The 19594-nt window shown below is 35.3% G+C and carries 18 protein-coding genes, 1 pseudogene and 1 riboswitch; of the genes and pseudogenes, 7 read left to right on the top strand and 12 right to left on the bottom strand.

The annotated features are described in order from the left end of the window. Positions 1-561 precede the first annotated feature (561 nt). From ACQKN4_RS10835 to ACQKN4_RS10815, 5 genes are all read right to left on the bottom strand, one after another. The gene (locus tag ACQKN4_RS10835) at positions 562-1254 is read right to left on the bottom strand and encodes a stalk domain-containing protein (RefSeq protein ID WP_427483655.1); all 693 of its coding nucleotides are present in this window, start codon (positions 1252-1254) and stop codon (positions 562-564) included. 763 nt (positions 1255-2017) lie between these two features. After that, entirely contained in the window at positions 2018-4342 is a 2325-nt protein-coding gene (locus ACQKN4_RS10830) for an ABC transporter permease (protein WP_427483654.1), read from the bottom strand. 2 nt (positions 4343-4344) lie between these two features. Continuing rightward, positions 4345-4995, bottom strand: coding sequence for an ABC transporter ATP-binding protein (locus ACQKN4_RS10825; RefSeq protein WP_427483653.1), 651 nt, complete (start codon positions 4993-4995; stop codon positions 4345-4347). Positions 4996-5942: 947 nt separating this feature from the next. Further along, positions 5943-6281: a hypothetical protein gene (locus ACQKN4_RS10820; protein WP_427483652.1), complete on the bottom strand. Its 339-nt coding sequence runs from the start codon at positions 6279-6281 to the stop codon at positions 5943-5945. Positions 6282-6537: 256 nt separating this feature from the next. Then, the gene (locus tag ACQKN4_RS10815) at positions 6538-7125 is read right to left on the bottom strand and encodes an SCO family protein (RefSeq protein ID WP_079561866.1); all 588 of its coding nucleotides are present in this window, start codon (positions 7123-7125) and stop codon (positions 6538-6540) included. Positions 7126-7714: 589 nt separating this feature from the next. Between ACQKN4_RS10815 and ACQKN4_RS10810 the strand changes: the two genes are divergently transcribed. The 5 genes from ACQKN4_RS10810 to ACQKN4_RS10790 all read left to right on the top strand — a co-directional run bounded on the left by ACQKN4_RS10810 (position 7715) and on the right by ACQKN4_RS10790 (position 12265). Next, complete coding sequence (locus ACQKN4_RS10810) at positions 7715-8050, top strand: DUF485 domain-containing protein (RefSeq protein WP_079561867.1); 336 nt, start codon at positions 7715-7717, stop codon at positions 8048-8050. Next, positions 8051-9604: a solute symporter family protein gene (locus ACQKN4_RS10805; RefSeq protein WP_079561868.1), complete on the top strand. Its 1554-nt coding sequence runs from the start codon at positions 8051-8053 to the stop codon at positions 9602-9604. Positions 9605-10091: 487 nt separating this feature from the next. After that, entirely contained in the window at positions 10092-10430 is a 339-nt protein-coding gene (locus ACQKN4_RS10800) for a DUF485 domain-containing protein (protein ID WP_079561869.1), read from the top strand. A gap of 8 nt (positions 10431-10438) precedes the next feature. Further along, positions 10439-11983, top strand: coding sequence for a solute symporter family protein (locus tag ACQKN4_RS10795; RefSeq protein ID WP_079561962.1), 1545 nt, complete (start codon positions 10439-10441; stop codon positions 11981-11983). 99 nt (positions 11984-12082) lie between these two features. Next, positions 12083-12265 (top strand): hypothetical protein, encoded by a 183-nt coding sequence (locus ACQKN4_RS10790; RefSeq protein ID WP_079561870.1) that lies wholly within the window; start codon positions 12083-12085, stop codon positions 12263-12265. On the opposite strand, the pseudogene ACQKN4_RS10785 reads toward ACQKN4_RS10790, so the two are convergent. The 7 genes and pseudogenes from ACQKN4_RS10785 to ACQKN4_RS10755 form a co-directional block, all read right to left on the bottom strand. After that, positions 12262-12816: pseudogene (locus ACQKN4_RS10785) on the bottom strand (DUF5360 family protein). The gene ACQKN4_RS10790 and the pseudogene ACQKN4_RS10785 sit on opposite strands and share 4 nt — an antisense overlap. 13 nt (positions 12817-12829) lie before the next feature. Then, complete coding sequence (locus tag ACQKN4_RS10780) at positions 12830-13402, bottom strand: TetR/AcrR family transcriptional regulator (RefSeq protein WP_427483651.1); 573 nt, start codon at positions 13400-13402, stop codon at positions 12830-12832. A 173-nt stretch (positions 13403-13575) separates the two neighbouring features. Beyond that, on the bottom strand, positions 13576-14325 hold the full coding sequence (locus ACQKN4_RS10775) for a TatD family hydrolase (protein ID WP_427483650.1): 750 nt from the start codon (positions 14323-14325) through the stop codon (positions 13576-13578). Beyond that, positions 14315-15064, bottom strand: coding sequence for an ABC transporter ATP-binding protein (locus ACQKN4_RS10770; protein WP_427483649.1), 750 nt, complete (start codon positions 15062-15064; stop codon positions 14315-14317). The genes ACQKN4_RS10775 and ACQKN4_RS10770 overlap by 11 nt, the downstream gene beginning before the upstream one ends. Further along, the gene (locus ACQKN4_RS10765) at positions 15042-15812 is read right to left on the bottom strand and encodes an ABC transporter permease (RefSeq protein ID WP_427483648.1); all 771 of its coding nucleotides are present in this window, start codon (positions 15810-15812) and stop codon (positions 15042-15044) included. Before ACQKN4_RS10765 ends, ACQKN4_RS10770 begins: the two co-directional genes overlap by 23 nt. Continuing rightward, positions 15809-16102 carry a thiamine-binding protein gene (locus ACQKN4_RS10760; protein ID WP_427483647.1) on the bottom strand — a complete coding sequence of 98 codons (294 nt, stop codon included), beginning with the start codon at positions 16100-16102 and terminating at the stop codon, positions 15809-15811. The genes ACQKN4_RS10765 and ACQKN4_RS10760 overlap by 4 nt, the downstream gene beginning before the upstream one ends. A 1-nt stretch (position 16103) precedes the next feature. Continuing rightward, on the bottom strand, positions 16104-17099 hold the full coding sequence (locus tag ACQKN4_RS10755; RefSeq protein WP_427483646.1) for an ABC transporter substrate-binding protein: 996 nt from the start codon (positions 17097-17099) through the stop codon (positions 16104-16106). A 133-nt stretch (positions 17100-17232) separates the two neighbouring features. Then, a riboswitch (TPP riboswitch) is annotated at positions 17233-17343 on the bottom strand. A gap of 252 nt (positions 17344-17595) precedes the next feature. Here ACQKN4_RS10755 and ACQKN4_RS10750 point away from each other — a divergent pair. Then, a complete protein-coding gene (locus ACQKN4_RS10750; protein WP_427483645.1) occupies positions 17596-18204 on the top strand; it encodes a TetR/AcrR family transcriptional regulator in 609 nt (202 codons plus the stop codon). 63 nt (positions 18205-18267) lie between these two features. After that, entirely contained in the window at positions 18268-19554 is a 1287-nt protein-coding gene (locus ACQKN4_RS10745; RefSeq protein WP_427483644.1) for an MFS transporter, read from the top strand. Positions 19555-19594: the final 40 nt, after the last annotated feature.

Genomic DNA, 19594 nt, shown 5'->3' with positions numbered 1-19594 from the left:
TCCAACACATGATCAGTGACACAAGCCCCACCCAACCCATTAATGAATACACCAACTTACAAAACAAAAAAGTACACCACTTATAAATAAGTGATGTACTAATTATCCTATAGTGTACGACAAGATAAGTTACTGTTTTTATAACAAAAACATACATTCACTTATCTTTAATATTACAAAGTAGTTGTCTTTTATTCTTTTTTTGTCAAAACCAACAGGTTCATTGTATAACTAATAACCAAAATGGCGTAGATAGTAAATATATGATCAATTTTTATAGAAGTGAGCTCTGATACAAGGTATTAGATTATAATCGACAAATATAAGATTAAGATCGTATGATATGCTGCCTTGTTCGCAGTACTTTCGCCTTTTCATCGTCAGATTTGGACAAGTCAAGATATATGGTAGTAGTACCCAAACAAGGTTGATAATTATATGTTTTACGAGACGTAAAGCAAAAAAAGAAAGAACATATGAGTGAGTCTCCTCGTTCTTTCTTTTTTATCACTGAACACGTGCTGTATTGACTTCAGATTCTTCTATATTTACTTTGTACAATTATTGAATAAATTTAGGATCTACTATACCTAAGCCACCGCCTTCCATTTCAATCTTCACTTTTGAAATACCTTCTAAATTAACATTAACCTTTATCTTTTCTTTTATCGATCCACTATCATAAATCAATTTATTATCTGCATAAATTTTCATATAACCTACCCCGAAAGAGCCCGCCGATAACTTTTTAACTGGTGCTAAATACGTTTCGAATCCTTTGTAATTTCCGTTTGCTAAGTATTCAACTGTATGATCTTGTACAGCCCCTCCACCATGATATCCACCAAGTTGATAGGATCGTTCAAACTTTTCTCCGGTACTGATTACAATAGAGCTTGGGTTATGGAAGAAGTGATCCTCATCACTCCCAATAGGTTTTACATCTTTTAAAGCGATGAATTTTGGAACATCACCAATATAAACGGACTTTGATTTTCCATCCCATGTCACTTTTTTCCCTAATGATTCAGCAACAAAACGCATTGGCACATAAGTAGTACCTTCATAAATAAAGCCAGATTGACCCGCTTGTGGTTTTTTTTCAACCTTATCAAAATAGTAATTGATTGTATCCTGAAATACGCTAATCTTTTTCAAATTGCTAGCCGCTTCCGTTGTTGAGAGGTATGTAAATGTTAATCCTCCTAATATAAAAAAGCCTAAATAACTTGTTACTATAAGTAATTTTTTCATATAGTCACTCCTTAATATAAATAGTTATATGTAATTATACCAAAAATTACATACTATATTCCGATATATTGTTCAAATATTGATCGTAGTGGAATTAGAAGTAATTGATTTAATTAAAAGGGAGTAATAGGTCTTTGTTCAATCCTACAATCTATTTATACAATTTTTATTACCCTTGTTTTAATCCCAAAAGCAGCAAGATTTATTTACGATAGGCACGTCTTTCAGCATATTCAACACATAGATAACATACCTTAATTTTTTCAGTTCTTTCATTCCGGTAATTTCTTAAATCAGCTGCTTTTCGTTTACAAAAATAACAAGCATTTTTAGGAGGTTTCGGAGTACTAGTTATTAATTAATATCGACTTCATTAAGGTTCTCCAATTCAAATATACTGTTTTAAATTTTAGTATAAATATTTCTTTTATTGTTAAATTACACCTTTTTAATTCCGTTTTTATTCTACCATATTCTTTAAGTGTTTTTAATCATACTCAATTAAATTCTAAACCTCAAAACATAGCATACTTAAATAACTGTCCGATTCTATTGCCATATACAAACCCCACATTCAAGGGGTTTGTATATGGCAATAAGACAGCTTTAATATTAATAAGTTCATGAAGAAATGTACTTAAACGAACGCAGGCATAAGTTTAACAAGACAAAACTTTTTAGACCCTCATTCGCATGTTTCGAAAGATGAGTTATCTTCGCATCAAGGGGAAAAATACTATTTTGTCTGATCATCTTAAAAGGCCTATTCCACACTTTTTAACGATTCAATCATATTGATTTTCGTAACTTTTCTTCTAAGAAGTAAATTAGAAACAATCGTCAGTAAGAATGCAAGCAATACAGAAACCAAAATGATTAAAATATTTAATTTATCAGGGATTTGCTGATGGGTACTTGATAGAGCCTTTACAATAATTTTATAAACATAACCACTGATTGGCAAAGCCACAATAACCGCGAATGAAGTTAATATGATGTTTTCCAAAAATATTAGTTTGTTTATTTTATTTTTTTGATAGCCTAGTACCTTAAGCGTTGCAAGCTCACTATTCCTTTCATAGATGTTTATGGAAGATATCGTATAGATAGCGCCAAAGGAAAGTATGATCGCACTTGTGATGAACATGATAAAAACAAAACTGTTTTGTTTCACAATGAATTGTGCTGATTTTTTCAAATCATTTTTATCAGCAATTGTATCTACATAACGATCTTGTTCAAAAAAGTTACGAACGTTCATAAGATCCGCCGCGCTATTTGCTTGAACTAAAAGCGAGGTTGGATTGTAGTCTATGTTAAAGCTCTTTAAGTACTCTGGTGTACTATAAAATGATGGATTCGAGTATTGTGTAGATATATTTAAAACTTTCATATCTACAGTAGTATTTTTAAGCTCTGGCGCTGTGAACTTTATTTTGATAAAATCCCCTTTTGAAATATGGTATTGATCCGCGTAAGATTTGGGTACAAGTAAACCGTTATTTTCTAAAGGGATGTTATCGTTCTTTTCATCAAAGAAATGAATGAGATTGTTATCTTCTTCAGTAACAATTAAAGTAGTATTTTCTTTTTCATTATCTTTGATGATTTCAATAGGAAAAGTCGATAAAAAATAACTTTCTTTCATACCAGGAGGTTGTTTTATCATATTAGGAGATGTACCGATCGTATAATCTACTTTTAGATCATACGTATAAACTTCTTCAATTTGATTAGCTACTTTTAGCAAGGATGCTTGAGTACCAAAAGCAGTAATCAGTAAAACCGTGCTAACAACAACACCAATTGAACTCGCTAAAGCCTTCTGTTTATTTAAAAATATATTTCTTAATATGAGTTTATTACTGTAGGAAATAGAACTCCAGAAGCCTGGAACTCTTTCTATCAATAGCTTTTTCATCTTCTTTGGCGGTTTAGGACGCATAGCTTGTGCTGCACGTTCTTTTAATATAGCTCTACCGCTTAAGTAACATGCTAGAACTCCAAAAGCACTTGAGAAAATAATCGGAGGGATGATTGAAAATAGAGAGAGTGAGAATTTAATGTCAGGTAAAGAATAGGCTCTCGCGCATGATGCCGTTACTAAAGGGATAAAAACAAAAGCGGCCATAACACAGCCAATGATTGAGCCTAGTATACTTGCAAGCACAGGGTATCCCATATAGTGAAGCATGATGTTGCTATTTTTCACACCTAAAGCCTTCATAATACCAACCTGAATTCTTTGAGAATCGATTGTCCTCGACATGACTAGAAAAAGGATAACCGCTTCAATCAAAAAGAGTACTAAAGGTATAACCTTACTCATTAAGTTATTATTATTTATCGTTTGATTGATTTTAGAATAATTCAAAGTCCGTTCCTTGTTTACTTGATCTAAATAACTAAGCTGTTTAGATTGTACCTCAATTGATTTGCCTAATTGTTCAATATCATACCCTTTTTTAGCATCAATGAGGACCTCATTATAATAAAAGCCATTTAAAATTTGAGGTAATGTCTCTTCGGCAATATAAGCTACCCCATAAGTTTTATGGTCTTGAATTTCGTTCTTTTTTGCATATTCTACATTCTCACCTAATCCACTAATTGTAAAATCAAAATTTTTGTCATTCGCCTTGATTGTGAATTGATCGCCAACACGATAATGATGTTCTTTTGCATAGTGAGAATCTAATAAAATCTCACCCTTGTTTAATGGGATATTCCCTTCAATGATAGTAGGCGTATTTATTTCATTGTTTTCAGGGATCGAATGAATTTTTAATGTAGTTTTGTAATCTTCAAAGGCTTGCGTTCCATCAAAGGTGTAACGTCCTTCAATTTTATGGATCCCTTCAATTTTACTCAAACGCGTCACATCATTTTTAGAAAGGTGACTGTAATACACATTTAAATCGCTTAAATGATGCTTTTGGAAGTAATCCTTCGTATAAGCACTTAGATTAGTGCTATACGTTACTAGTCCCGCATAGAAAAAAGCACCAACTGCGATAATAATTACTATGGCTAAAAATTGCCCCATAGATTGTTTGATGTCCCTCAATAATTTTAAAAACAATTTCATGTTTACCACTCAATCCCTTCAACACTTTGTTTTTCATTATTGATCGTGACGCTTTCGATGAATCCGCTTTTAACTTTAATAATTTTGTCTGCCATAGGAGCAATTGCTGAATTATGTGTGACCAAAACAACGCATTTCTTCGTTTCTCTGTTTAAATCTTGCAAAGTCTTTAATACGGACTTACCAGTTACATAATCTAAAGCGCCGGTTGGTTCATCACAAAGTAAAAGCAACGGATTTTTTGCAACCGCTCTAGCTATAGCAACTCTTTGCTGTTCGCCACCAGAAAGTTGTGAAGGGAAATTTTTGAGACGATTTTCTAATCCGACTTGATGTAAAATCTCCTTTGCATCCAGAGGGTGTTTACATACTTCAGTAGCAAATTCAACATTCTCGAGCGCGTTTAAATTCGGAATTAAGTTATAGAATTGAAAAACAAAACCAATTTTCTCACCACGATAGTCTGTTAACTTTTTGTCATTCAATCTTGTTATTTCTTGATTCCCAACAAATACTTGACCTGAGGTAGCCGTGTCCATACCACCAAGAATATTCAGAATCGTACTTTTACCCGCCCCACTTGCACCCAGTATAACGACAAATTCCCCTTCATATCGTTTTTGGTCAACGTCAAGTAACTCTAAAATAAACAACGATTGTCGTATATTTTAGAGTTACATTTTTTTACTTCACTTTTGTCGATACACGTTATCAAGAAGCCTTTGATCCTGGCAAAATAATAGAAATTTATATGCATTGCAAACGACTGTTTTTTGTAGCAGTTTCACCTGTATTGAACATGATGGTATTCCCTTCCTCACAGCTTCAAGATGTTTCCGTTGCGATTGCTGCTGCCATACCTCGGAATAAATTTTGCCTATAATCGACTGCCAGACGGTATATCTTTCTAATAATATATAAGCTGGCTAAATTAAATATATACATGTTTGGAAAAAAATACATTTTAAAAAAACCATTAATCATTAATGAAGTTTTATTTATAGTAGACATAATAAAATTATCGATTAAAAAAATATAAATGCGAGCTACGAGAGATTGGGTACTATTTCACCTAGCATTTTGCTGCTCTAACTGTTCTTTCTTTAAATCGTCCATAAAAAAAGCCACTCCATTTGTGATTAGTTACGTCACACGAAGCGGTTGCCTTTTCATACACGAAGGAGATCGTTTTATTTTTCAGAAAAAATAGTCTATTCAGTTAATTACATGGTATACTTTTCCTTATTAAATAAGGAGGTACAAGTCCAATGGTAAAAAAATAAAAATGAGAAAATCTCAAATTATTTTATTTTTTAAAATACACATGTAGATTTTCTCTTTCATACAATGAATATGTAAAGTAGAGGAGAAATAACATGTTAAATAAATTAACTGACTACTCCCACAGCTAAAGCAGTAGGGTTCTTATATACTTAAGAGAAGCGTTACAAAGCTCTCCACAGATGGTATTGTCATGTCCTGTGTACAACATCTTTGATTTATCTTCTGTTCTATAAGACTTTCTTATTTACACAACCGATGTTGTGTTGGCAATAAGTTTTAACGAAGGCAGGTAGCTCTACCTACGGAGGAATATCCCTCACTTGATTTGTTTGATACCCATGCTAAGAGGGAATGTTTTCTTTACTTGTCTTAAGTCTTCTATATGTTGATTGTGTAACGCTAAAAAAGTAGTAAACGTTTTATTGCATAAGTCTTGATTAGTATTTTGTAAGTTTGGTTCACTATTCATCAGTAAAAACGCACTATATAAATCTCGTTGTACGAGATGACTGCCAATTTGACACCAACGTTGATGGAGTTTTTTCTTTTCATAACGATCTGTCACATGGTTATACTGACTGGCTCTAAAAGTGATCGTATTTACTTTCTGTATCGTTTGTTTTGTGTAACCTAACTTTTGATTGATAATTTCCACTAACATGGCCGGGGATTACCCGCCACCCCTTTGTTTTTTGATTATTCACAATATATAATATAAACATATGTTCTATAAAGAAAAAAGCACTCCATTCCTCCCACCTCTGAAGAAGTGGGCTTCCTGAAGCTCACTTTTGTGAATGACCGTATTGTTCAATCCTATTAATTCAATAAATTAGTTGCCACTTCATCTAGTTGATGAGAGGGCTAAAAAATAACTCAGAAGTTCCTTCGAACTCCTGAGTTATTGTTTTTTATTTAGTTAAGGCCTTCATATCTGCCACGATCGTCTCAACTGGTACATCTGTAGTACCGTCATAATCCTTCACGACCATACCATCGGCATCCACTAAGTAGTAACTTGACATATGTACGACTTGGTCAGAATTCGGGTCGTTCTTTACTAATGAATTAAACGATTTCCTCGCAAACTGTTCAATATACTTTTGTTCATAGCCAGTTAATAGCTGCCATTTGCTTGCATCGGGCACTGAATACGTTTTCAAATAATTCGTTAAAACTTCTGGCTTATCAACCTCAGGATCAACACTAAAAGCTACAATTTGATAGTCTTCCAGACCTTTATCTTTAAGCGCCTTTTGAACCTCTGTCATGTTATACGTCATTGGTGGACAAATAGTATTACAATTAGTAAAGATGAACATCGCTAACCATGGCTTACCTTTTAAGTCATTTAGGCTAACCTTTTCATTATTTTGGTTTGTTACCGAAAAATCCTGTACTTCTATGTTCATTTCTGGTTCAAATTTATAGCTTCCACAAGCAGCAAGTATGCTACTTAATGTTAGTATCAATACGAGCATGACACTTTTCTTTTTCATTTATTTGCTCACTTCCCTTCCATTTACCATCGTAGTTAATTGTATAAATTAAAGTTGCTTAATACAAGATATGAGCTTATCATTTCACATTTTATATCCATTCTATGTATGTTATACAATTTTAGTATATTTAACCTCCTTTGCATTCCAGATAATTCACACTTTTTTTAAAAATTTTTCAAAGCTGTTTTTTACTATTTTGGTTATTTCCCAAGAGTTAAAACGTTTGTTATATAACAACATTTCATTACTTTCTATGCCCCTCCTCATCTGATGATGGAATAATAAACCACTTAAAAATTCTCTTTCACACTCAAATTTTCTACCACATTCAAAATTATCATTATTAAACTATTATAGGAATATTATTCTTATAGACAACACCATTCTCTTTCATGCGGTTTTTTTCTACTAAACCCTTATTATTTCTATGTTATTTCCGTATTCTAGAAATGATTAAAAATTATAAAAACTCAAAATTTAGTATTGCATTATAAGAATATACCCCATAAAATAAGTGAATATAACGGCGAATAGAAAAGAAATATGTCGTATAAAACAGAAATATATCACTTTAGGGGGAATAATAATGGCAAATGTTTCTGAACACAAAAATATAGAATCAATTGATTATAATGCAATTGAAGCTATGGAATCGTTCAACAAGTTCGTAAAAAAGAAGAATACCTTCCTTTTCTCGATCACAGCAATTTTTTTATTACTTTATATTTTATTGCCTATCCTTGCTTTCCAACCTGTACTACAACAAAAATTCATCGGAAATATTACGGGAGTTTGGGTTTATTCAGCTGGATTATTCATTATGACAATTGTTCTTTGTACAGTATATGTAAAAAAAGCAGCTTCATTCGATAAGGCTGCCGCAGCAGTACTAGCTGAGTATCAGGCGAAAGGTGGAAAATAAATGAACTTAGTATCCGTTGGTTTCTTCTTAGCAATCGTTGGTTTAACACTAGTAGTAACATATATCGCAGCGAAGCGGACGTCTTCTGCATCTGATTTCTATACAGCTGGTGGAGGTCTTAAAGGTTGGCAAAACGGCTTTGCGATCGCTGGTGACTATTTATCAGCTGCTGCATTTCTAGGGGTGTCCGGAGCGATTGCATTAACTGGTTTCGATGGTTTCTTCTTCTCCGTAGGCTATGTAGTCGCTAACTTAGTTCTTCTTTATGTAATTGCAGAACCTATGCGTAACTTAGGTCGATATACTTTAGCAGATATGCTTACTGCCCGCTTTAATGAAAAACGCATTCGTGGCGTTGCGGCGTCTGGAACAATTATTATCGTCATTCTTTATATGATTGCACAATTAGTAGGTGCAGGTGCTCTTATTAAACTATTATTTGGTATTGAGTACTGGATTGCAGTTTTAATCGTAGGTGTCATGATGACTACTTATGTTTTATTCGGTGGAATGACAGCTACTTCTTGGGTGCAAATTATTAAAGCTAGCCTTCTTTTATTCGGGACAGGCGTATTAGCTACATTAGTATTAATTAAGTTTGATTTCTCTCTACTGAAAATGTTTGATACGATTGCCACAGATCATGGTGAGAAATTCCTTGTTCCAGGGATTAAATATACAAGTACAATCGATTCCGTTTCAATGATGATGGCACTTGTATTAGGGACATCTGGGTTACCACATATTTTAATGCGCTTCTTTACAGTGAAAGATGCTAAAACTGCGCGTTCTTCTATTTCATGGACAACTTGGATTACAGCTATTTTCTTCTCACTAACTATTTTCTTAGGCTTTGGTGCATTAAATTTTGTAGGGATCGATAAAATTCTTGCTGAAAGTAAAGCTGGTAACACTGCAGCCCCTCTACTTGCTAATTATTTGGGCGGTGATGTGTTAATGGCATTTATCGGTGCAGTAGCATTCGCAACAATTTTAGCGGTAGTTTCGGGCTTAGTTTTAACAGGAGCTTCTGCCATCTCTCACGATATTTATGGTGAAATCATTAAAGGTGGTAAATTAACAGAAAAGCAACAAGTTGTAGCAGCTCGTACTGGCTCTATTTCTATTGCTATTGTATCTATTATCCTTGCGTTATTTGCGCAAAACCTGAATGTATCATTTTTAGTATCCTTTGCATTTTGTATCGGTGCTTCAGCAAACTTACCAGTTATTCTTTACACAATTTACTGGAAAAAATTCAACTCAACGGGTGCAATAGCAGCGATGGTTACTGGTTTAGTATCTTGTTTAGTGTTAGGTGCTATGGGGCCAAATGTATGGAGTCCTGTTGAAGGTACAGCCATTTTTGTTGGTAATCCTCTCGTTCCATTAGCCGTTCCAGCGGTTATTACGATTCCGCTTGGCTTTATCGCAGGCTATTTAGGGTCCGTTCTTTCTTCTAGTAAAGTACCACAGGAAGAAGCAGAACGTATTTACAAGGAAATTCGCGTTAAAGCAAACACTGGTGTATCGGTTTCTGATATCTCTCACTGACCCATTCCTAACATCCAAATTATTGAAAAAATATCTATCAATCATCCTATCCATATTAATAAAAAAACTCGATTTTTCATCGAGTTTTTTTATGTTTTCTTTCGAAATATTTCCCAATTTACTTATCTAGCAATACTATTCTCTTTCAAAAAAAATGAGAAAAAAAATGATTTTCACTAATTAAACAGTGTTTATTTTTCAAAAAAAACCATTTCTTTTTCTAATTTTTTTCCATATTCCTCGCTCGGAAATCTAGAATTGACCTACCTCTGTATATTTATCAGAATTTTCTAAAACCACTTTATTTCTTAGCTTTGTTACGTATATTCTCTTTCGAGACTTTTTTTTACGAAAATTATTTTTTCATAATTTTTCTGAAATGTATTGCAATTTTGTGAACTCTCTCATAAAATGAAGATGTGAATTCACTAATCTAGCAAAATCAAGTCTTTAAGCAGTAAAAATAAACACAAAATGGGGAATGTTAATGGGGAACAATAAAGCTAGCAAAAGTGTCGTGATTGACTATGACGCGATTGCAAATCAAGAATCATTTAAAGCGCTTGTTCGAAGGAAGAATTCATTTCTTTGGTTAATGACCGCGATCTTCTTAGCAGCATATATGTTGCTACCGGTTCTGACTTCGTACACGAAAATACTACACCAAAAGGCATTTGGGGAAATCACTTGGGTGTGGGTTTATTCAGCAGGACTTTTCATCATGACTTGGTCATTTTGTCATTTATATGTAGCAAAAGCGAATAGCTTTGATAAAGAAGCAAAGGCAATTATTGCTGAGTACGAGAATGGAGGTGGCAGCCGATGAATAACGGGATGAGTTTAACAGCCATATTCTTCTTCGTATCCATTGTAGGTTTAACATTAGTTATTACATGGTGGGCATCAAAACGAACTTCATCTGCAAGTGATTTCTACACTGCAGGCGGAGGGTTAACAGGCTGGCAAAATGGACTAGCCATCGCAGGTGACTACTTATCAGCAGCATCTTTCTTAGGAATCGCCGGTGCAGTTGCATTATTTGGATTTGATGGATTCTTCTTCTCTATCGGTTATTTAGTAGCTTACTTAGTGGTTCTATACATCGTCGCTGAGCCATTACGTAATCTTGGTAAATTCACATTAGCTGACATGATAACAGCACGTTTTGATAGCGCTAAAGTTCGTGCTACAGCAGCTTTAAGCACTATTACAATTGTATTATTCTACATGATTGCACAACTAGTTGGTGCAGGAGCACTTATTCAATTACTTTTAGGAATTGATTATTGGATTGCAGTTTTAATCGTTGGTTTTATGATGACGACATACGTACTATTCGGTGGTATGACTGCAACATCTTGGGTACAAATTATTAAGGCTTGTCTTTTAATGTTAGGTACAGTTATTATTTCATTCCTAGTATTAAAAGAATTCGGCTTTAGCATTGCAACGATGTTCAAAGAAATGGGAACTGCAACTGATAGCGGTGCAGCTTATTTGAATCCAGGTCTTAAATATACAAATGGTATTGATACTATTTCAATGTTAATCGCTTTAGTATTAGGTACAGCTGGTCTTCCACATATCCTAATGCGCTTCTTTACAGTAAAAGATGCGAAAACAGCTCGTTCATCAGTTATCTGGGCTACTTGGATTGTAGGTATCTTCTACATTCTTACAATCTTCTTAGGCTTCGGTGCAGCTAAATTCGTTGGTAAAGAAGATATTATTGCTGCAAACGCTGCTGGTAACATGGCGGCTCCACTTCTTGCGGAAGCACTTGGTGGCGACATTCTATTCTCATTCGTATGTGCCGTAGCATTCGCAACAATCTTAGCGGTAGTAGCTGGTCTTGTACTTTCTGGCGCATCTGCCCTATCACATGATATTTACGGTCAAATTATTAAAAAGGGCAAAATTACAGAAAAAGAGCAAGTACTTGCAGCTCGTATCGGTTCCATCACAATCGCTGTTATTTCAATCCTTTTAGCACTTGGTGCACAAACATTAAACGTAGCATTCTTAGTATCACTAGCATTCTGTATTGCAGGTTCAGCTAACTTACCTGTAATCATCTATACGATCTACTGGAAACGCTTTAATACAGCTGGTGCTATAACGGCAATGTTAACAGGTCTAATCTCTGCTTTAGCTCTTGTTGCTGTTTCACCAAATATTTGGAATCCAGTTGAAGGAAAAGCAATTTTCGTAGGTGATCCGTTAATTATGTTAACGAACCCAGCAATCATCTCTGTTCCACTTGGCTTCCTAGGCGGCTTCATCGGAACAATGCTTTCTAAGGAAAAAGATGATAAGAAATATCGTGAAGTCGATGTTAAAGCGAACACGGGTATTTCTGTGCAGGACGTATCTCACTAATAATACGACAACCGCCTCGTAAGTTAACACTTACGAGGTTTTACTTTTTCTTCCTTATTAGGTACTATATTTACAAACGACAGTTGGGGGTAAGAAAACATGACAAACTCAAATGCAAAAAAGAAACGTATGCATGTAAAGCGCACTAAAGGGAAGGACGTTGAAAAAAATCGTCAAACTTCCTCTTTCAGTACACATGAGCGTGTAACGAAAACGAAAAAAGAAAGCATTGAACAAAATTTTACAAAGCACAAAAAACACAACCACATTGAGGATTGTTAGTGGTTGTGTTTTGCTTGTAATGAGACATTTTGATGTTTAGAACTAATAAGTTTTGGAATAAAGTACAACGGATATAGTAATAGAAAAAGGTTTGGTATCCACCACGTAAGATCAAAATCAAGTTTTATTGTCCAAAAAGCAATCGCCTGTAATCCAGAACAACTTGTAAGTGTTAAAAATACTAAGGCAAAAGCTCTCCACTTTTCATTTTTTATTTTAAATAGACAGAGACTAATAAAACCAGTAACTGAAAATCAATTATGCCTCGCATAATTGCGTCTGGAATCGGCTTTGTGCTTGAACAAAGAACTCCTTTCCGATTCCGTGACATCCGCCGGAGGCTTTAACTTCTTTCAGCGGGTGTCCAAACACCCGCTGAAAGAAGTTAAAATATCTAGCGGGAAAAACGACCAATTCCATATTACTAATAATTCATTTTGATAATCCTTATATAAATACTCTTCTGGAATCAAATGAAAAAAAGTGACAAGCCAATACAGTATAAAAAAGAAGTCTGTACATAAAAATAGTATTTTTAAAGTTTTACTCATTTACAGCCCCCATTTAATTTTCTTCATGAACGTTACCATTAAGAATACCAAGCATAAGAATGTCCACCATTTCCTGCATAGTATCCTGAAGTGAAATCATATTTCTGCGTTTGAATGCATGATCCATCAATCTATAAAGCCCACCAATATCGACTTCTATAAATATCTCTTTATTAAATGAACGTATTTGATTTGCGACAATCCCTTCATCAATTAACGAAATAATGCCTGTCCATTGTTCTTGAATAAATTGATCAACTGTTTCCCATTGCTTTGGATAATAGCGTTGAAGCTCCTCTAAATACTGGAGCTGAGCAAATGTAAAATCAGCTGGAATTAATACAAGACATTTCTGTAGTTTTTCTAGAAGATTTAACGATGAATCATGCAGTATTTCATTTTCTTTCAACTTCAATTCATGGATTGTAAGATCAATCATGTCGTTGAGTAATTCTTCCTTTGATGGATAGTAACTATACAATGTTTTCGTGCTCATACCTAGTTGCTTTGCCAAATCCCCCATCGTAAATCGGAATCCTTTTCGTTCAGCTTCACTTATTGATTCTTTTAAAATTCTATCTTTCAACACGATCACCTGCTCTCTGGAAAATGAAAAAAGTTAGTTTAGAATGAAAATATTGTCAATTTAATGCTTCCACTTCGCTCAGCTATAGCGATTCGGGCGCTTTTACCGCGTTCAACTCTATCGAAAATTTGAAAAAACACAGCTGCTCTTTAAAAGAACAGCTGTGTTTTTTGTTATAAATTATAAAATATTGTCGTATTTCTTGTAATGATACGCGCCGCTTCCTCTGTTGTAAGCCCCTTTACCGAAGCAATAACCTCCATGGAATGATCCATCATCCATGGGGATGTTTGTCTATTGTTAAAAGAACCTTCGAATGGCCAAGGTCCATCTGTTTCTACCATCATTAGCTCGATTGGGTATTTTTTGATTAGATCTTGAATTTCAGTCTCATACGTACAATCAGGCGTCACAGAAATGAAATACCCATTATGAATCATCCGTTCAATCTCTTCCTCATCGCCTTTAAACCAATGAAAATGCGCTTTCTTTACATGATGTTTTTCTAGCAGGTCACAAACAATGGCCGCATCCTCATAAACAGCATGTAACACAATCGGTTTGTTTAATTCCTTTGCCAATACAATAAACCGTTCTAGCAACACCTCATACGCACGATCATCAATAGCCTTCTCCTGCCTCAAATAATAAGGCAACCCTACCTCGCCAATTGCCACCATGTCATGAGCGTGTTGACGTATCCAATCGAATAATGCCTCTTCCTCCGCATTACTAGGTAACGGTTGTTCAGGATGAAAGCCAAACGCCGCCTTTACTTTAGAATAGGCTTTCGACAGCTTCAACGTCTTTTCACATGACGGTAGATTCATGCTTACGGCAATGACATGTTCCGCTTCTTCTAGCAAAGGAGGTATGTCGTTTTTTTTATACTGATCTAAATGAATATGTGCATCAATCAACATTCGCCTCATCCTTTTCTTCTTTTAAATACGAGAATAATTGTTGCTTCAACGCCGTAAATGAAGCGGAATGGCGGATTTCTTCTTGTCGTGGCCTTGCAAAAGGTACGATTATTTCCTTTTTCATCGTCGCTGGTCGTTTTGTGAGTACAATAATACGATCAGCTAAAAACAGAGCTTCCTCAATATTATGTGTAACGAACAATATAGATTTTCTATATTTCTCCCAAATCGATAATAGCCACGCCTGCATTTCAAGCCTTGTAAACTCATCCAGTGCAGAAAATGGTTCATCTAAACATAAAATAGGTTTATTACTGACAATTGCACGAATAAACGATACCCGTTGTTGCATACCACCCGACAGTTCATTAGGAAATGCATTTACAAATGCTGCGAGCCCCACTTTATGTAACCATTCCTTCGCAACGTTGACATTAGGTTTTCCATGGAGCTCCTCAACCATCGTGACGTTTTCTATGATCGTCCGCCACGGTAATAAACATGGCTGCTGAGGCATATAGCCAATCGTTCCTCTTTTTTTCTGGATATCTGTGCCGTTTAATAAAATAGCACCTTTATCAATAGAAGAAACACCACCAATTAATTGAAAAAGTGTACTTTTCCCACTGCCAGACGGACCGATAATCGCCACAAATTCCCCGTCCTTCACCTCAAAAGATAAATTACGGATAACTGGAAGGGAATCAAAGGATTTATCAATGTTTTGAATGCTTAGCATAGTTTCCTCTCCCCTTCACAACAAGTTTTTCTAGTAATCGAATAGCACTAAATAATAATAAACTTAAAAATACGATGGCAAAAATCGCTACAAATACACGATCCGTTCGAAATGAAGATTGTGCCAATGTCATATAAACGCCAATCCCCATTTTCGCTCCTAACCATTCCGCAATAACAGCCCCCATAACGCTATAGGTAGCAGCAATCTTTATGCCTGAAAAAATTGCTGGATACGCATAAGGCCATTCTAACTTCCAAAAGGTTTGGGCTTTCGTTGCACCGATCATCTCAAAATAATGCTTTAGCTCAGGCGAAGTTTGACGAAAGCCGTCCATTGCCGAAATAACAATAGGGAAAAAGCACACGAGACAAATAATAATGAGCTTTGGCAATAAACCGAAGCCAAACCAAATGATTAATAATGGTGCTAGGACAAGTACCGGGACATTTTGCGACATAATGAGAATAGGATAAAATAGCTCCCTTATAAACGTAAAACGATGTAATAGCACCGCAACTGTTAGCCCACATAATATCCCGATAGCAAGACCAAGAAGTGCTAATTGGATCGTAGCTAAAGCATGCGGCACAAACATCTCATACGATTGAAAGCCCTCTTTCAAAATGGCACTCGGTGCAGGCAAAAGCCAATGTGGAATATCAGCAAAACGGACAATTAGTTCCCATATGAATAAGAGGAAGGCGATAAAAATTATCGTCCTTCCTTGTTTAACAGCCTGCTTCATCCCTTGTATTTCTCCGTTAGCGTATCCATTGTAATACCGGATGGCTGATATAAAATTTTCACTTGCGTAATGACATTGATTGCGCCAAGCTCGATCATCTTGGCATTCATTTTTTCAATAATTTGCAGCAAAGTCGTAAGCTCGCCTTCCATTGTCGTTTCTAATGGATGAACTTCATATTTCACCCCTGAAGTGTCGATCACTGCAATCGCTGCATCGACAAACGGGATCACATCTTCATATGTTTCAGTTTTCGGGATAATTTGTACACTTATTAAAGAGTTTGCCATATTACTTTGTCCCCTTTTTCGGTAAAAAGTCGTTTGTAAATGCTTGTTTTGCGTTAAATTCGCCCTCTAAAACTTTGTTATCGGCCATCCATTTCGCGTAGTTTTCCCAGACAGCTAATTTTTGCTCGCCCCATTGTGCAGCGTCGTCTTGATACTTATCTGCTAGCCATTCCTGACTTTTATGCACAAGGTTCTTATCTAAATCAGGTACCGCTTCTAGTAAACTATCAGCTGCCTCATTAGGGTGTTTTATTGCATATTCATAGCCCTTTGCTGCAGCAGCGACAAAAGCTTTTACCGTCTCAGGATTATCCTGAATCATTTTTTCATTTGTAGCAAGCACAGGTGTGTAATAATCTAATTGCTCACTATAATCTGTTAAATAAAGCATGTTCAGCTTTTCGCCGCGAAGTTCTGCTTCAATACCTGTCCATGCATAATAAATCCACGCAAAATCAATATCTTTTTTCATCATAGTGAAGAAATCTAAATCGCCTGCATTGACGATATCTAACTTATTAATATCCGCATTTTTTGTTTGCATAAGTGATTGTAGTACAGCCTTTTCAAGCGGTGCACCCCAGCCACCGTAAGTTTTCCCTTCAAAATCCTTTGGTGACGTAATGCCTTTTGATGCGGTAGATGCGAAACCCGAAGTATTATGTTGTATAATCGCTGCAATCGATACTAATGGTACATCCTGCACACGCGCCTGTGTAATTCCTTCCTGATAGCTTACGCCAAACTGAGCCTTTCCTGATGCTACAAGCTGATCTGCACCCGTTTCGCCAGGTAATAAAATATCAACATCTAAACCTTGTTCCTTAAAGTAGCCAAGTTTTTCAGCTACATATAAACCTGTATGATTTGTGTTCGGTGTCCAATCAAGAACTACCGATACTTTTGTTAATCCTTTAGCATCCTTTTTAGCCTCTTTTTCGCTACAGCCCACTAATGTAAAAAGTGCAACCATTAGGACCAATAACCATTTTTTCATGCTGAATCCTCCAAGTAAGTAGTGTGAAAGTGTTCATAAATGAATGTCTTTACCAGAGGGAAACAAAAGTCTGAAAACATAAAAAACGCCTAGGATTCCTCCCAGACGTTTTACAATCAGTATCAAAAATTTTCTTTTTTGAATAGATGTTCCCTACGCTGGTACGAGCCAAATCAGGTTCAAAGGGTCAGCGTCTATCGGACACAATCTCAGCTGGCAACTACCAGCCCCCCTACATTCTTTCCATATGAACTTTTCGATGATTATTATACCCATATCAATCCGGAAATGACAAGGGTCTGTTTACAGATAGTGATGAATTATTATTAAGCTGCCTCATTTCTAATCATCTAACTGCTATGGCCCTTCATTGAGGTATTTCTGTTATAACTAGGTATAAAATTCAAAAAATTCTTTAAACACATTGACAATGGAAACATATTACAATAGAATTTGATTGACCAATCAATCATTTATTTTGGAAGGAGTATCTAAAATGGAAACTAAACTTACTAATGATGAGAAAAAGAAAAGAAAAAGATCTACTATCTTAAACGCTGCCATTAAATTATACAGTGATACTGGTTTTGCGGAGACAAAAGTTGCCGACATATCAAAAGAAGCTGGTGTTAGTTTTGGTACCGTATTTACGTATTTTGATTCAAAAGAAGCGCTTTATGAATCAGCTATTTTGGAGCCATTGAAGGAAATCAAACCTTATTTTATTGAAATAGGAGAACACTTTAAAGGTGAGCCTCTTGAAGTTGTGAAGGAAATGATAGATTGTCATGTACAGCTTTTTTCAATGAAAAGTGAATACTTACGTCTCATTCAGCAGGTTCTTGCAAGACCTGATCGTTTCCCAAAACTTTTTAAAGAACTAGATGATTTCGTAAAAGTATTTATAAACAGTATTTATCCGGTTGTTGAAGAAGGTCAAAGGCTTGGTTACTTTTATGAAGAATCACCTTCATTAATTGCTGAATCGTACTTATCCATCTTAAACGGAATGCGTTTAACATTTATTGATGAATATACAAACGTGATGCGGAAGGATATATCGAGACAAGCTCTAAGATTATTTGGGCCTATCAAAAATAACTAAGCCTTCTCCCCCTTTGCCCAGCCAGGACCTGTAGACAATATAGTATTAAATAGGAGTGATTATATGAAATTGAGAGATATCCATCCCAACATCAAACTTCGCCTAGTCATGCAATTTCTAGGCGGTCTTATTTCTATGGCTGTTATCCCTTTTCTGGCTATTTATTTTACTCAAAATATCGGAGCTACTAAAACGGCTATTATTCTTATAATAATTGTCATTAGTGGGGTCCTTGGAGGGTTTATCGGAGGGCATATTTCAGATAAAATTGGGCGAAAAAAAATAATGATTTATTCTGAGATTGGACTATTACTTTCGTATCTGTTTATAGCACTTTGTAATTCCCCTTGGTTTAACCTTCCTTATACTTCTGCAGCATTCTTCATCATTAATATGTTTTGTGGAGGCATGTTTCAGCCAGCTGCACAAGCTATGATGATTGATGTTACTAATTCTGAATCGAGAAAGCTCGTATTTACAATTAGCTACTGGTTAGGGAATTTATCAACTGCAATTGGTGGAATCGTTGGGGCATTTCTTTTTAAAAACTACTTATTTGAATTATTTATTGGGATCTCACTAGTCACTTTGTTATCTGTTTTTATGACTGTATTTTTCATCACAGAAACTTATTCACCAGAGCCTTCACCTAAGTCTTCTCATCATAAGAAAAAATCTTCATCCGTAGAAATGTTTCAAACTTATTCAACCGTTTTAAAAGATAAGCTATTTATGTTTTATATTTTAGGAGCAATCTTGATCTTTACCTTGGAACAGTCTTTATCAAACTATATTGGGATTCGTCTCGAAAAAGATATACCTCAACATTCAGCTTCTTTGTTTGGAATAGATTTCATTGTAGATGGCACAAAAATGCTTGGTTTTCTTCGAACAGAGAATACTATTCTTGTAGTTCTCCTCTCAAGTGCTGTATTATTCTTGTTAAAAAAATGCAGTGATCGCTGGACTCTTGTTACAGGTATGTTGATCTTTTCTATATGTTTTAGTATCTTTGCTTCTTCAAATAGCGTATTGATTCTTTTTATTGCCATGTTTATTGGAACAATTGGTGAGCTGATGTTTGTGCCCATTAAACAGGCGATGATAGGAGAACTTGCCCCTTCTAACGCTCGTAGCACCTATATGGCTTTTAATAGCTTAACTACCTATGGAGCAATGATTATAGCTTCGTTATTGATCATCGTTGGACAGTGGATTCCCCCTATATATATGAGCGGGTTGCTCCTTATTCTAGGATTAACTGGTACATTTTTGTACTACATAATAACAAAAACGCTATACGCTAAAGTTAGTGAAAGGGATGATAGAAAAGTACCTGTTTCTAATTAAGAGAAGCAACAAATACTGTGAAGCTAAATAGAGAAAGTCT

Source organism: Lysinibacillus sp. NPDC093692, from assembly GCF_050280125.1.
Taxonomy (GTDB): domain Bacteria; phylum Bacillota; class Bacilli; order Bacillales_A; family Planococcaceae; genus Lysinibacillus.
The sequence above is the reverse complement of the archived record's forward strand: the minus strand, read 5'-3'. Positions and strand labels throughout refer to the sequence as shown.

What these genes read in the sequence shown, in the direction of transcription:
- ACQKN4_RS10835 (WP_427483655.1), bottom strand. Translation starts at nt 1,254, where the DNA reads ATGAAAAAATTACTTATAGTAACAAGTTATTTAGGCTTTTTTATATTA.
- ACQKN4_RS10790 (WP_079561870.1), top strand. Translation starts at nt 12,083, where the DNA reads ATGACAAACTCAAATGCAAAAAAGAAACGTATGCATGTAAAGCGCACT.
- ACQKN4_RS10750 (WP_427483645.1), top strand. Translation starts at nt 17,596, where the DNA reads ATGGAAACTAAACTTACTAATGATGAGAAAAAGAAAAGAAAAAGATCT.
- ACQKN4_RS10805 (WP_079561868.1), top strand. Translation starts at nt 8,051, where the DNA reads ATGAACTTAGTATCCGTTGGTTTCTTCTTAGCAATCGTTGGTTTAACA.
- ACQKN4_RS10760 (WP_427483647.1), bottom strand. Translation starts at nt 16,102, where the DNA reads ATGGCAAACTCTTTAATAAGTGTACAAATTATCCCGAAAACTGAAACA.
- ACQKN4_RS10745 (WP_427483644.1), top strand. Translation starts at nt 18,268, where the DNA reads ATGAAATTGAGAGATATCCATCCCAACATCAAACTTCGCCTAGTCATG.
- ACQKN4_RS10770 (WP_427483649.1), bottom strand. Translation starts at nt 15,064, where the DNA reads ATGCTAAGCATTCAAAACATTGATAAATCCTTTGATTCCCTTCCAGTT.
- ACQKN4_RS10775 (WP_427483650.1), bottom strand. Translation starts at nt 14,325, where the DNA reads ATGTTGATTGATGCACATATTCATTTAGATCAGTATAAAAAAAACGAC.
- ACQKN4_RS10765 (WP_427483648.1), bottom strand. Translation starts at nt 15,812, where the DNA reads ATGAAGCAGGCTGTTAAACAAGGAAGGACGATAATTTTTATCGCCTTC.
- ACQKN4_RS10810 (WP_079561867.1), top strand. Translation starts at nt 7,715, where the DNA reads ATGGCAAATGTTTCTGAACACAAAAATATAGAATCAATTGATTATAAT.
- ACQKN4_RS10755 (WP_427483646.1), bottom strand. Translation starts at nt 17,099, where the DNA reads ATGAAAAAATGGTTATTGGTCCTAATGGTTGCACTTTTTACATTAGTG.
- ACQKN4_RS10815 (WP_079561866.1), bottom strand. Translation starts at nt 7,125, where the DNA reads ATGAAAAAGAAAAGTGTCATGCTCGTATTGATACTAACATTAAGTAGC.
- ACQKN4_RS10800 (WP_079561869.1), top strand. Translation starts at nt 10,092, where the DNA reads ATGGGGAACAATAAAGCTAGCAAAAGTGTCGTGATTGACTATGACGCG.
- ACQKN4_RS10830 (WP_427483654.1), bottom strand. Translation starts at nt 4,342, where the DNA reads ATGAAATTGTTTTTAAAATTATTGAGGGACATCAAACAATCTATGGGG.
- ACQKN4_RS10795 (WP_079561962.1), top strand. Translation starts at nt 10,439, where the DNA reads ATGAGTTTAACAGCCATATTCTTCTTCGTATCCATTGTAGGTTTAACA.